This window comes from Streptomyces sp. Isolate_45 (assembly GCF_024721315.2).
Classification (GTDB): Bacteria; Actinomycetota; Actinomycetes; order Streptomycetales; family Streptomycetaceae; genus Streptomyces.
In genome coordinates, this window is record NZ_JANFAK020000001.1 from 50,294 (window position 1) to 63,221 (window position 12,928).

At 71.6% G+C, this 12,928-nt stretch carries 13 protein-coding genes and 1 riboswitch; of the genes, 5 read left to right on the top strand and 8 right to left on the bottom strand.

All coding sequences use genetic code 11. The annotated features are described in order from the left end of the window. Window positions 1-142: 142 nt before the first annotated feature. Entirely contained in the window at window positions 143-883 is a 741-nt protein-coding gene (locus NOD94_RS00235) for an SDR family oxidoreductase (RefSeq protein WP_281203595.1), read from the bottom strand. A 291-nt stretch (window positions 884-1,174) separates the two neighbouring features. Here NOD94_RS00235 and NOD94_RS00240 point away from each other — a divergent pair, with 291 nt between their 5' ends. Then, the gene (locus NOD94_RS00240; RefSeq protein ID WP_281203596.1) at window positions 1,175-2,554 is read left to right on the top strand and encodes a S41 family peptidase; all 1,380 of its coding nucleotides are present in this window, start codon (window positions 1,175-1,177) and stop codon (window positions 2,552-2,554) included. Between the two features lie 128 nt (window positions 2,555-2,682). Here NOD94_RS00240 and NOD94_RS00245 read toward each other — a convergent pair whose 3' ends face one another. Continuing rightward, complete coding sequence (locus tag NOD94_RS00245) at window positions 2,683-3,291, bottom strand: phosphoribosylanthranilate isomerase (protein WP_281203597.1); 609 nt, start codon at window positions 3,289-3,291, stop codon at window positions 2,683-2,685. Window positions 3,292-3,427: 136 nt separating this feature from the next. On the opposite strand from NOD94_RS00245, the gene NOD94_RS00250 reads away from it, so the two are divergent. Continuing rightward, a complete protein-coding gene (locus NOD94_RS00250) occupies window positions 3,428-3,994 on the top strand; it encodes a Uma2 family endonuclease (protein ID WP_281203711.1) in 567 nt (188 codons plus the stop codon). A 60-nt stretch (window positions 3,995-4,054) separates the two neighbouring features. Then, window positions 4,055-4,483, top strand: coding sequence for a GNAT family N-acetyltransferase (locus NOD94_RS00255; RefSeq protein ID WP_281203598.1), 429 nt, complete (start codon window positions 4,055-4,057; stop codon window positions 4,481-4,483). Window positions 4,484-4,578: 95 nt separating this feature from the next. Here NOD94_RS00255 and groL read toward each other — a convergent pair whose 3' ends face one another. From groL to thrC, 4 genes are all read right to left on the bottom strand, one after another. Beyond that, window positions 4,579-6,201: a chaperonin GroEL gene (groL, locus tag NOD94_RS00260; RefSeq protein WP_281203599.1), complete on the bottom strand. Its 1,623-nt coding sequence runs from the start codon at window positions 6,199-6,201 to the stop codon at window positions 4,579-4,581. A gap of 353 nt (window positions 6,202-6,554) precedes the next feature. Continuing rightward, window positions 6,555-6,761 (bottom strand): cold-shock protein, encoded by a 207-nt coding sequence (locus tag NOD94_RS00265; RefSeq protein ID WP_008743607.1) that lies wholly within the window; start codon window positions 6,759-6,761, stop codon window positions 6,555-6,557. Between the two features lie 430 nt (window positions 6,762-7,191). Next, on the bottom strand, window positions 7,192-7,467 hold the full coding sequence (locus tag NOD94_RS00270) for a MoaD/ThiS family protein (protein ID WP_281203600.1): 276 nt from the start codon (window positions 7,465-7,467) through the stop codon (window positions 7,192-7,194). A 34-nt stretch (window positions 7,468-7,501) separates the two neighbouring features. After that, complete coding sequence (gene thrC, locus NOD94_RS00275) at window positions 7,502-8,791, bottom strand: threonine synthase (protein WP_281203601.1); 1,290 nt, start codon at window positions 8,789-8,791, stop codon at window positions 7,502-7,504. 17 nt (window positions 8,792-8,808) lie between these two features. After that, a riboswitch (SAM riboswitch) is annotated at window positions 8,809-8,966 on the bottom strand. A gap of 185 nt (window positions 8,967-9,151) precedes the next feature. Here thrC and NOD94_RS00280 point away from each other — a divergent pair. Both NOD94_RS00280 and NOD94_RS00285 read left to right on the top strand, forming a co-directional pair. Then, entirely contained in the window at window positions 9,152-10,102 is a 951-nt protein-coding gene (locus NOD94_RS00280; protein WP_281203602.1) for a glucosyl-3-phosphoglycerate synthase, read from the top strand. Between the two features lie 62 nt (window positions 10,103-10,164). Then, window positions 10,165-11,622: a trehalose-6-phosphate synthase gene (locus tag NOD94_RS00285; protein WP_281203603.1), complete on the top strand. Its 1,458-nt coding sequence runs from the start codon at window positions 10,165-10,167 to the stop codon at window positions 11,620-11,622. 61 nt (window positions 11,623-11,683) lie between these two features. On the opposite strand, the gene otsB is transcribed toward NOD94_RS00285, so the two are convergent. After that, the gene (gene otsB, locus NOD94_RS00290; RefSeq protein ID WP_281203604.1) at window positions 11,684-12,538 is read right to left on the bottom strand and encodes a trehalose-phosphatase; all 855 of its coding nucleotides are present in this window, start codon (window positions 12,536-12,538) and stop codon (window positions 11,684-11,686) included. A gap of 119 nt (window positions 12,539-12,657) precedes the next feature. Next, complete coding sequence (locus tag NOD94_RS00295; protein ID WP_281203605.1) at window positions 12,658-12,918, bottom strand: DUF3263 domain-containing protein; 261 nt, start codon at window positions 12,916-12,918, stop codon at window positions 12,658-12,660. Window positions 12,919-12,928: the final 10 nt, after the last annotated feature.

The window sequence follows — 12,928 nt, forward strand, 5'->3', positions numbered from 1 at the left end:
CTTCCTGCGTTCGGCGATCCGAGCCTGCCGCTCGGCGACGGAGGTCAGCCTTTCGCACCGCTCCCCGACGGCGGCGCACGGCCCCTCGCCCCTTCGCCCCCTCGACCCCGGCCCCGACCCCGAACCGACCGTCGGCGTCCCGCTACAGTCCCGCGCCGCCCGTCGCGTCGACCACTCGGCCGGTGACCCATCGGGCCGCGTCGGAGGCGAGGAACCCGACGACGTCGGCGATGTCCTGCGGGCGGCCCACCCGGCCGAGCGCGGCGAGGGAGGCGGCGTGCGCCTCCGCCTCCGGGTTGCCGCGCAGCCAACCGGCGTTGACGTCGGTGTCGACGATGCCCGGGGCGACCGAGTTGACGGTGATCCCGCGCGGGCCGAGGGCCTTCGCCAGGTTGAGGGTGAGGTTGTCGAGCGCGCCCTTGGTGGCCCCGTAGGCGAGGATCTCGGGCATCGCGATCCGGGCGGCGCCGCTGGAGACGTTGATGACGCGGCCGCCGTCGCGCAGCCGGTCGAGGCCCTCCTGCACGACGAAGAACGGCGCGCGGACGTTCACGGCGAAGACCCGGTCGAAGTCCGCCTCGGTGACCTGCCCGAGGGGAATCGGCAGTCCGATGCCCGCGTTGTTGACGATGATGTCGACCCCGCCGAGCTCCAGCGCGTCGTACGCGTCCCAGAGCGCGGCGGCGTCCCCGTGGTGGCCGAGCTCCGCGTGCAGGGCGTGGGCCCGGCCGCCCGCCGCGGTGATCTTCCCGACGGTTTCCCGGGCAGCCCCCTCATCACTGGCGTACGTGAGCACGACCGTGACCCCGTCGGCGGCGAGCCGCTCCGCGACGGCCCGACCGATGCCCCTGCTGCCTCCGGTGACCAGCGCGTTCTTCTCCATGACGGATCCCCCTGAATTCGATAACGATCACTACAGAATTAACCTAACACACCATCCGCGACGATCAAGGGGTCGGAACGGACGGGCCTCTCGACCGGGGGGATAGCCCCCGGTCGGACCTCCGGTCCGCCGGATGTCACCCACGGACGGACCCGACCATGATCATCTCCTGGGCGTTCCGGGCGGACCGCGCGGAACGGCACGACCAACAGGGGGAAACGAATGCGACCGAAGTGGTCGAGGAGGACCAAGGGCCGCGCGAGGCCGAAGGGGTCCAAGGGACCCGGGGCCGTGACGGTGGTGATGGCGCTGGCCCTCGCCACCGGGGCGACCGCACCCGCGGCCGCGACGGGAGGAACCACCGGAAGCGCGACGGGAGGAGCCACCGGAAGCGCCCCGGCGACGGCCGGTTCCGCGGACGACGGCTTCTGGCGGGTGGAGGGTTACGGCACCGTCCTGCAGATCGCGGACGGCCGGCTGCGGGAGTACCGGACCACCGCGATCAGTTGCGCACCCGGCGGCGACGCCCGGCGCACCGCCCCGGGCGTCTACCGCGCCGAGGACCACACCGTCCGAACCGTCCGCACCCGCGGCCCCCGGGGCACGCTGCACGTCGCAGGGGCCACGGGCGACCGGACGCTGCGGCGGATCGCCGCACTGCCCAAGACCTGCGAACAGGAGCTTCCCGAGGACTCGTTGACGGCCTTCGACGTCTTCTGGCAGACCTTCGAGGAGAACTACCCGTTCTTCGCGGCCAAGGGCGTCGACTGGCACGCCGTCCGGGACGCCCGCCGCCCCGCGGTCCGCCCGGACACGCCCCGGGATGAACTCTTCGCCCTGTTCTCCGACATGCTGGCCCCCCTGTACGACGCCCACGTCGCCGTCATCGACGGAAAGGAACGCGTCTTCCGCCGGACCCGGCCCGGTACCCACCCCGCCCCCCAAGCGCTGGAGCCCCGGGCCAAGGAGCACGTCATCCGGCGGGACCTCGGCGGCGTGCAGCCGCAGGAGTTCGCGAACGGGCAGATCTCGTACGCGGACCTGCCCGACGGAAAGGGCTACCTCCGGATCGCCGGCTTCAACAGCTACGACGAGCAGGACCCGACGTACGCCGCCCAGCTCGCCGAACTGGACCGGGCACTGGGAACCGTCCTCACCCCCGCGCGCACCGCCTCCCTCCAGGGGCTCGTCATCGACGTACGGGTCAACGGTGGCGGCGAGGACGCCCTGGGCCTGCACATCGCCGGACGCCTGACCGACACCCCGTACACCGCCTACAGCAAGCGCACCCGCCACACCCCGCCGCAAGCCGTACGCGTGGAACCGGACCGGAACTCGCCCCGCTACACCGGCCCCGTCGCCGTGCTCACCTCCCCGACGACGTTCAGCGCGGGCGAGACCTTCACCCAGGCCCTCATCGACCGGCCCGGCCGGACCGTCCGCGTCGGGGAAGCCACCCAGGGCGTCTTCTCCGACGTCATGATCCGCTCGCTCCCGAACGGCATGACGATCCGGCTCCCCAACGAGGAGTACCTCACCCGCACCGGAACGACCTTCGACGGCGCCGGGATCCCCCCGCACCTGCGGACACCGGTCTTCACCGAGGAGGAGTTCGCCCGGAACCGCGACACCGCCTTCGACACGGCCGTCACGGCACTCGGACGGCGCTGAGCGCGTTGTGAGGGTCCCGGCCGGCCCGCGACGCCCGTCCCGCGCCTCGGGGCGCCGCCGAGCGGCGCGGGCCGGCCGGCAGGATCCGATGGGGACGGCCCGGATCCAGCCCTTGCCGCAGCGACCGCTCAGCCCCGGGCCGCCTCCACGAAGGCGCGGATCAGCTCCGGGGACTTGACCCCGCGTTCCCGCTCGACACCGCTGGAGACGTCGACGCCCCACGCGCCCGTCGCCGCGACGGCCTCCCGGACGTTGGCCGGGGTGAGCCCGCCGGCCAGCAGCCACCGCCCCTCGGGCGCCGTGAACTCCGCAGAGCCCCAGTTCCACGGCTTGCCGGAGCCCGGGTCCGGGGCGTCGAGCAGCAACAGGTCCTCTCCCAGCTCCCCGCACCGCTCCACGTGCTCGGCGGTGGCCCGGACCAGCGTCCGGCCGGGCGCGCGGAGTTCCTCGTAGTACTCCGGGCCCTCGTCCCCGTGGAGCTGCACGGCACGCACCCCGCTCTCCTCCGTGAGCCGGCGCACCTCCCCGACCGACTGGCCCCGGAAGACCCCGACGGTGAGCACCCCGTCCGGCACCTCCGCCGCGAGCGCCCGCGCCGTGGCGGCGTCGACCGTACGGGGGCTGCCCGGCGCGAAGACGAAGCCGACGGCATCCGCCCCGGCGGCCACGGCCACGTCGACGTCGCGGGCGGTCTTGAGGCCACAGATCTTGACGAAGGGCACGCTGCGTTCGCTCATACCCCCGATCCAACCAAACCCGCCCGTCGTACGGCGCCCCGTCCCAAGCACCGGGCACGCGGGGCCGCACCCCACTAGCCTGGGATGAGGCACGGGCTCAGCACAGCACGCCATGCGGAGGACGACGGTGACCACCATGACCGAGCGGGCCACACCCATAGAGGCACCGCCGACGTTCGAGGACCTGCTGCGCACCGTCGAGCAGATGCACACGCCTGACGGCTTCAAGGCCGAGCTCATCCGGGGGAAGATCGTCGTGTCACCGTGGTCCAAGCTGCGCTACTACCGCCCTATGCGTGCGCTGCGCGGACAGCTCGAGCCCCATGCGCCTGACGGGCACGTGACGGACATCGCTCCCTTCCTCTTCCGGTTCCCCTCGGCAGGACGCGCCTACGGCCCCGACCTCTTCGTCGCGGACGAGTCGGCCTTCGAAGCGGAAGGCCGGCACGCCGACGGGGCCGCGCTGGCGCTGGTCGCCGAGTTCACGTCCGTCTCCACGAAGGACGCGGACTGGAACGAGAAGCTGGACGTGTACGGGCTTCTCGTCCCCGTGTACCTGGTCGTCGACATGCAGGGCTCGGAGATCACCTGCTTCTCCGACCCGTCCGCGCACGGGTACCGCTCCCGCACCACCGTCACCTTCGGTGAGGAACTGCGGGTCCCGGAGCCCTTCGGCTGCGTACTCGACACCTCCGGCTTCTGACGCCGGGGCCGCCCGCAAACACGCTCGCCCCAAAGCTCTACCGGACCGCACAATGACCCCATGAACGACAACGGGGTGGACATCACCACGAGCGGCGCGGACTCGGAGCTCGACGCGCGGCTCAGCAAGGAACTGGACGCCTTCAACCAGGCGGCGACGGCGGGGCACGAGCAGTCGGAGTTCACCGTACGGATCACCGACGCGGACGGTGGACTCGTCGCGGGGCTCTCCGGCTGGAGCTGGGGCGACCGCGCGGGCATCGGCATGACCTGGGTCCGCGAGGACAGCCGGGGCGACGGCCGGGGCGCCGAGCTGCTGGCGGCGGCCGAGGAGGAGGCCCGCCGGCGGGGCTGCGTGAGCATCCTGGTCTCCTCGTTCACCTTCCAGGCCCCGGCCTTCTACGCCCGTCACGGCTACGAGGAGGTCGCCCGCGTCCCCGGCTTCCCCGCCGCCCACGAGGACGTCTGGCTCCTCAAGCCGCTGACCTGATTCAGCTCCGCCCCCCCGGGGCGAAAACGCCCGAGGGCGGCACCCCCCGTGGGGTGCCGCCCTCGTTCGAGAACAGCCGATCAGCCAGGGGCCGATCAGAAGTCCATGTCACCGCCCGGCATGCCGCCGCCCGCGGGGGCACCGGCCTTCTCGGGCTTGTCGGCGATGACGGCCTCGGTGGTGAGGAAGAGGGCCGCGATCGACGCCGCGTTCTGCAGCGCGGAACGGGTGACCTTCGCCGGGTCGATGATGCCCTCGGCGATCATGTCGACGTACTCGCCGGTCGCGGCGTTCAGGCCCCAACCGATCTGCAGGTTGCGCACCTTCTCGACGACGACGCCACCCTCGAGACCACCGTTGACGGCGATCTGCTTGAGCGGGGCCTCCAGCGCGAGCTTCACGGCGTTGGCGCCGGTCGCCTCGTCACCGGTGAGCTCCAGCTTCTCGAAGACCGAGGAGGCCTGGAGCAGGGCCACGCCACCACCGGCGACGATGCCCTCTTCGACGGCCGCCTTCGCGTTGCGAACGGCGTCCTCGATGCGGTGCTTGCGCTCCTTGAGCTCGACCTCGGTCGCGGCACCGGCCTTGATGACGGCCACGCCGCCGGCCAGCTTCGCGAGGCGCTCCTGGAGCTTCTCGCGGTCGTAGTCCGAGTCGGAGTTCTCGATCTCGGCGCGGATCTGGTTGACGCGACCCTGGACCTGGTCGCTGTCACCGGCACCGTCGACGATGGTGGTCTCGTCCTTGGTGATGACGACCTTGCGGGCGCGGCCGAGCAGGTCGAGACCGGCGTTCTCCAGCTTGAGGCCGACCTCCTCGGAGATGACCGTGCCGCCCGTGAGGATGGCGATGTCACCGAGCATGGCCTTGCGGCGGTCGCCGAAGCCCGGGGCCTTGACGGCGACGGACTTGAAGGTGCCGCGGATCTTGTTGACGACCAGGGTCGACAGGGCCTCGCCCTCGACGTCCTCGGCGATGATCAGCAGCGGCTTGCCGGACTGCATGACCTTCTCCAGGAGCGGCAGCAGGTCCTTGACCGAGCCGATCTTGGAGTTGACGATCAGGATGTACGGGTCGTCGAGGGACGACTCCATGCGCTCCATGTCGGTGGCGAAGTACGCCGAGATGTAGCCCTTGTCGAAGCGCATGCCCTCGGTGAGCTCGAGCTCCAGGCCGAAGGTCTGCGACTCCTCGACCGTGATGACGCCTTCCTTGCCGACCTTGTCCATCGCCTCGGCGATGAGCTCGCCGATCTGGGTGTCGGCGGCGGAGATGGAGGCCGTCGAAGCGATCTGCTCCTTGGTCTCGACATCCTTGGCCTGCGACAGCAGGGCGGCGGAGACGGCCTCGACGGCCTTCTCGATGCCACGCTTGAGGGCCATCGGGTTGGCGCCGGCGGCTACGTTGCGCAGACCCTCGCGGACGAGGGCCTGGGCGAGCACGGTGGCGGTGGTCGTACCGTCGCCGGCGACGTCGTCCGTCTTCTTGGCGACTTCCTTGACCAGCTCGGCGCCGATCTTCTCGTACGGGTCCTCGAGCTCGATCTCCTTGGCGATGGAGACACCATCGTTGGTGATCGTGGGGGCGCCCCACTTCTTCTCAAGGACGACGTTGCGACCCTTGGGGCCAAGGGTGACCTTGACGGCGTCGGCGAGCTGGTTCATCCCACGCTCGAGACCGCGCCGGGCCTCCTCGTTGAACGCAATGATCTTGGCCATCTGAAGTGGTCCTCCCGGACAGGGGTGGATTGCTCCGGACCGCGCCCGCGCCCGCGACGGACGGCCTGCGGACCCGGCGGTTCCTTCCCGCCGGACCCTGCGGGCCTCACCGGCCCGGTCCTCGTCTTAGTAGCACTCTCACCTGGAGAGTGCTAACGCCAATGATTAGCACTCGACCCCCGCGAGTGCAAGCGGCTTCGACCAATGCGGGCCGGGCGCCGGGGCCGGCGGCGGGTCGGGAGCCGGGCGCCGCAAGGGTCCCGGGGCCGACACGCACGAGGGGCCCGCATCCCCGTGTCCGGGATGTGGGCCCCTCGTGTGTGAGTGCGTCGGTGGTCGATCGCGCTTGGGACTCAGCCGGCAGCGAGCTTGACCATGTCCGCCTGCGGGCCCTTCTGGCCCTGCGAGATCTCGAACTCGACCCGCTGACCCTCTTCAAGGGTGCGGTACCCGTCCATCTGGATGGCGCTGTAGTGGACGAACACATCCGCGCCACCGTCGACCGCGATGAAGCCGTAGCCCTTCTCCGCGTTGAACCACTTGACGGTGCCCTGAGCCATGCCTAACTCCCCTATTACTGGCCCTTGCGCAGGTCCGCACTTCGCGGACCCGGGTCAGAACTTGCGCCGGAACGCCTCGACCGGGGCTGAATGTATCCGCACCGCTGCTGTCTGCAACAGGTCAATCCGACGAGAATTCTGGACACGCGAAAACATTGAAATAGAGTGAAAATTTGGCATATTCCTGGGCAACTCGGGCCTGACAATCCACGCCAAAGCCCCATAGCGCGCGCACATGTTGACTCAATGTCAACCCTCCCCGGCCCCGCTCATATGCGGCGGGCAAGAACAGTGGAGGGGACTTCCCCAACTCTACCGCTATCAATCAAGCAGAATTGCCCCCTCCGCTTATTGGCGGAGGGGGCAATTCAGAAATCGGTGGGCGGCAGCGGCCGCCCGCGGGCGCCGATCGGCCGCCCGTCCGGGACGATCAGCCGCCGGCGACGGCCGGGATGATCGAGACGCCGGCGCCGTCGGGCGTCGCCGTCTGCAGCCCGCCCTCGAAGCGCACGTCGTCGTCGTTGACGTAGACGTTCACGAAGCGGCGCAGCTTGCCCTGGTCGTCCAGGACGCGCGCGGCGATGCCCGGGTGGCTCTTCTCCAGGGAGTCGATGACCTCGGCCAGGGTCGCGCCCTCGGCCGGAACCTCGGCGACGCCGCCGGTGTAGGTGCGCAGGATGGTGGGGATGCGGACGTTGACGCTCATGGCGCTACCGCCTTTCCGGGTGTCGTGGGGAGGATCAGGCCAGGCCGGCGGCGCGGAAGGCTTCCAGGCTCGGGCGGATGGTGGCGGTCTGGCCGCTGTCGGCGGCCACCGCCTCCAGGGTCTTGAGGCCGTCGCCGGTGTTCAGGATCACGGTGGTCAGCGTCGGGTCGAGCTGCCCGTTGTCGATGAGCTTCTTCGTCACGCCGACGGTGACGCCGCCCGCGGTCTCGGCGAAGATGCCCTCGGTCTGCGCGAGGATCTTGATGGCCTCGACGACCTGGGTGTCGTTGACGTCCTCGACGTATCCGCCGGTGCGGCGGGCGATGTCCAGGACGTACGGGCCGTCGGCCGGGTTGCCGATCGCGAGGGACTTGGCGATGGTGTTCGGCTTCTGCGGGCGGACCACGTCGTGACCGGCCTTGAAGGCGGTCGACACGGGGGAGCAGCCCTCGGCCTGGGCGCCGAAGATCTTGTACGGCTTGTCCTCGACGAGGCCGAGCTTGATCAGCTCCTGCAGCCCCTTGTCGATCTTCGTCAGCTGGGAGCCGGACGCGATCGGGATGACGATCTGGTCGGGCAGCCGCCAGCCGAGCTGCTCGCAGATCTCGTACGCCAGGGTCTTGGAGCCCTCGCCGTAGTAGGGGCGCAGGTTGACGTTGACGAAGCCCCAGCCCTCGCCCAGCGGGTCGCCGATGAGCTCGGAGCAGAAGCGGTTGACGTCGTCGTAGTTGCCCTCGATGCCGACGAGGTCGCCACCGTAGACACCGGCCATGACGACCTTGCCCTGCTCCAGGTCGTGCGGGATGAACACGCAGGAACGGAAGCCGGCGCGGGCGGCCGCGGCGCCGACGGCGCCGGCCAGGTTGCCGGTGGAGGAGCAGGAGAGGGTGGTGAAGCCGAAGGCGCGGGCGGCCTCGACGGCGATGGCCACGACGCGGTCCTTGAAGGAGTGCGTCGGGTTGCCGGAGTCGTCCTTGACGTACAGCTTGCCGGTGACGCCCAGTTCCTTGGCCAGGTTGGCGGCGTCGACGAGCTTGGTGAAGCCGGGGTTCAGGTTCGGCTTGGAGGCCACGTTCGCCGGGACGGGCAGCAGCGGCGCGTAGCGCCAGATGTTGTCGGGGCCGGCCTCGATGGCGGCGCGCAGGGCCTCGGGGTTGCCCAGCGGCAGCTCGTAGGAGACTTCCAGCGGTCCGAAACACTCGACGCAGGCGAAAATGGGACCGAGCTCGAAGCGGGTTCCGCACTCACGACAGGAAAGGCCGGTGGCGGGTCCGAGATCAACGGACGCCTGCTCGGCAGAGGTGGCGACGGTCTGTGCAGCCATGATGGCGAGGCCCTTTCTCCTCATCTTCCCCATGGCGCACTTCGCCATGAGACGGAATTGGCACCTTCCCTAGTCGGGGACCTCGCGGGAGTGCGTCACAGACGCATCGCGAGAACCGACTGGAGGGTTGCCGGGGCTTCAACGGGCCGTATCCCTCTGCCCCTCTGGATGAGCGGTATGGCACCGGACGGCGCGCTTCATTGCGTGTCCGGGCGTTTGTGCGCGGGACCCCCGGCATGCGGTGGGCCATCGCGTTGTTCAAGACTGTAACCGAAGGTCCGGGTGGTTGAGACAGCCGTCCGAACCGCGAGATGGATCACTTTTCGGTCCAAACCACCGATGAAGCAGGGAGTCCCGAGAGTGCTGGAAGAGGTGGAGCGCTGGCTGGCCGCCCGCTCCTGGTCCGCAGCCGACCGACCGCTCGACCAGCTCCTCGACCGGAAACGGGCGACGGGCACGACGGTCAGCGTGGTGCTGCCCGCCCTCGACGAGGAGGCCACCGTCGGGCGGATCGTCGAGGTGATCCGGCGCGATCTGATCGAGGGCCCGGCGTTCCCGCTCGTCGATGAACTCGTGGTGATCGATTCCGGTTCGTCGGACGGTACGGCGAAGGTCGCGGCCGCCGCGGGCGCCCGTGTGGTGCACCGCGACGAGGTCCTCCCCCGCGTCCCCGCGCTGCCCGGCAAGGGCGAGGTGCTGTGGCGCTCGCTGCTGGCGACCACCGGCGACGTCGTCTGCTTCGTGGACGCCGACCTGCGGGACTTCGACTCCGCCTTCGTGTCCGGGATTGTGGGCCCGCTGCTGACCGACCCGCAGGTCCAGTTCGTCAAGGCGATGTACGACCGCCCGCTGGGGGACGCCCCCGGCCAGGGCGGCCGGGTCACCGAGCTGGTCGCCCGCCCCCTGCTGAACCTGCACTGGCCGCAGCTGGCCGGCTTCGTGCAGCCGCTGGGCGGCGAGTACGCCGTACGGCGTTCGCTGCTGGAGCGGCTGCCGTTCCCCGTCGGCTACGGGGTCGAGCTGGGCCTGCTCGTGGACGCGCTGCACACGGTCGGGCTGGACGCGCTGGCGCAGGTCGACGTCGGGGTCAGGCTGCACCGCCACCAGGACGGGCAGGCGCTCGGCCGGATGGCCGCGGCGATCTACCGCACGGCGCAGCTGCGGCTCGCGCGCGGGCACCTCGTGCGCCCGGAGCTGACGCAGTTCGAGCGGGGGCCGGACGGTTTCGTGCCGCACACGTACCCCGTGGACACCGAGGAACGGCCGCCGATGGCGGGGATCGCGGAGTACGCGGGCCGTCGCGTGGCGTAATCCTCAGCGGGGCCCCGGCGCACACGCGTTTGACCGGGGGCGGGCCTGGCTAGGTTGGCCGCATGGCTTCTCAGGTACTCGTCGCCGCGAACCGCGGCCCGCTCTCGTACGCCCTCGACCAGGACGGCACCCTCAGTGCCCGGCGCGGCGGGGGCGGTCTCGTCTCCGGTCTCTCCGCGGCCCTCGCGCAGCAGCCGGAGGCCCTGTGGATCTGCGCGGCCCTGTCCGACGCCGACCGGGAGGCGGTGCGCCGGGGCGTCGCGGAGCCCGGCGTCCGGATGCTCGACATCGACCCCGCGGTGTACGACGACGCGTACAACGGCATCGCCAACTCGGTGCTCTGGTTCACCCACCACCACCTGTACGACGTCCCCCGCGAGCCGGTCTTCGACGCGAAGTTCCGGCGGCAGTGGGCCTCGTACACCGCCTACAACCGGGCGTTCGCCGAGGCGCTGGCGCAGGAGGCCGCGGAGGGCGCCCGGGTGCTGGTGCAGGACTACCACCTGGCGCTGGTCCCGGGGCAGCTGCGCGAACTGCGGCCGGACCTGCGGATCGGGCACTTCACGCACACGCCGTGGGCGTCGTCGGAGTACCTGCGCATGCTGCCCGACGACATCCGCTCCGAGCTGGTGTGGGGCATGCTCGGCGCGGACGTGGTCGGCTTCCACACCTGGCCGTGGGCCCACAGCTTCATGGGCGGCGCCCACCTGGACGACGAGCGGGGCATCGCCGAGCCGATGTTCCCGGCGGGCGTCGAGGCGTCGAAGGCGCGCTACGTGCGCAAGAGCCCGCTGGGCCCGGTCCGGCACCGGCGGACGGACGTCGCGGTGTTCCCGCTGGGCGTCGACGGGGACGACCTGCGGGCCCTGGCCCACCGGCCGGAGGTCGACGACAAGCTGGCGGGGCTGCGGGCCGAGGTCGCCGGCCGCAAGACGATCGTCCGGGTGGACCGCACGGAGCTGTCGAAGAACATCCTGCGCGGCCTGCTGGCCTACCGGGAGCTGCTCACCACCCACCCCGAGTGGCGGGGCGAGGTGGTGCACCTGGCGTCCGCGTACCCGTCCCGGCAGGACCTGGAGGCGTACCGGTCGTACACGCAGGCGGTGCGGGACCTGGCGGCGGAGATCAACGCCGAGTTCGGCACGGAGGACTGGCAGCCGGTGCTGGTGTCCGTCGAGGACGACTTCGCGCGCTCGCTGGCCGCGTACCGGCTGGCGGACGTGGCGCTGGTGAACCCGGTGCGGGACGGCATGAACCTGGTGGCGAAGGAGATCCCGGTGGTGTCGGAGGCGGGCGTCGCGCTGGTCCTGTCGACGGGGGCCGGGGCGTACGGGGAGCTCCGGGACGACGCGATCGTGGTGAACCCGTACGACGTGACGCAGACGGCCGAGGCCCTGCACGCGGCGCTGTCCATGCCGGCCGCGGAGCGGGCGGAGCGTACGAAGCGCCTGGCCGCGGCGGCCACGGCGCTGCCCCCGGCGGCCTGGTTCACGGCCCAGCTGGACCGGCTGGCGCCCTAGGGGCCGCCGCGGTGCGCCGCGGGCCGGTCCGGAGCTCCGGGCCGGCCCGCGGCGGGCGTCGTCAGGAGCGCAGGGTCCGGGCCAGGGCGGCCAGAAATCCGCTGACGGCGGCGGGGCCGGGCAGGACCAGGTCGGCGCGGGCGGCCAGCTCGGGCACCTCCGCCGAGCCGCTGCACACCAGCAGCCCCGGCAGTCCGTCGGCGCGCCGCTTCTCGACGGCCGAGAACGCGGCGAGGTCGCCCAGGTCGTCGCCCGCGTACAGGACGGCCCCGGCGTCGCGTTCGGTGAGGAACTCGGTCAGGGCGACGCCCTTGTCCATGCCGGGCGGCCGCAGTTCCAGGACGGCCCGGCCGGGCTCGACCATCAGTCCGTGCCCGGCGGCCAGCTCGGCCAGCGGCTCCCGCAGGGCGGCGAAGGCCTGTTCGGGGTCGGCGGCGCGGCGGGTGTGGACGGCCAGCGCCCGGCCCTTCTCCTCGATCCAGGTCCCGCGCCAGGCGCCGATGGAGTCGAGGAAGCCGGGCAGCTCGGCCCGTACGGCCGCGACGCCCGGGTGCTCGGCGGGGGCGTGGACGATGCCGGTGACGGCGTCCCAGCGCTCGGCGCCGTAGTGGCCGAGGACCACCAGGTGCTCCAGCCCCGGGACCCCGGCGAACCCGCCGTACCGTACGGCGACCCCGGCGGGGCGGCCGGTGACCACGGCGACGGCGGCGACCTCGGGCGCGAGCGCGGCGAGCGCCGGGACGGCGTCGGCGTGGGCGCGGGCCTGATCGGGATCGGGAACGATGTCGGCGAGGGTGCCGTCGAAGTCGAGGGCGACGACGGCCCTGCGGGGTGTGCGGAGGAGGGCTTCGAGGCCCTCGCGTCCGGCGGCGGTGACGGGCTCGGGCATCGGCAGGTCGTGCGGGCGGCTCCCCATACCGATGACCCTACCGGCGTGGTCCGTCCCCCGCCCAGACCGCCTCCGGCACCGCTCCCGCACGGGGCCGCGCCCCGGATCGGCGTCGTGCGACCCGGATCGGCGTCGGGCGGCCCCGATCAGCGTCGGGCGCGCTGGGCCTCGCGGATGCGGCGGAGCCGGTTGACGGTGCCGGGGGCGTGCTCCAGCGCGCGCGGGTCGTCCATGAGGGCGTTGAGCAGCTGGTAGTAGCGCACGGGGGTCAGCCCGAGGGCCTCGCGTATCGCCCGCTCCTTGGCGCCCGGCCCCGGCCAGCTGCGCCCCTCGTAGGCGAGTACGGCGGCCTCGGTGGCGGTCAGCCGTGCCGCCGGCCGCCCTTCCACCTGCCCGTCGTCGGTCATACGGCCAGAT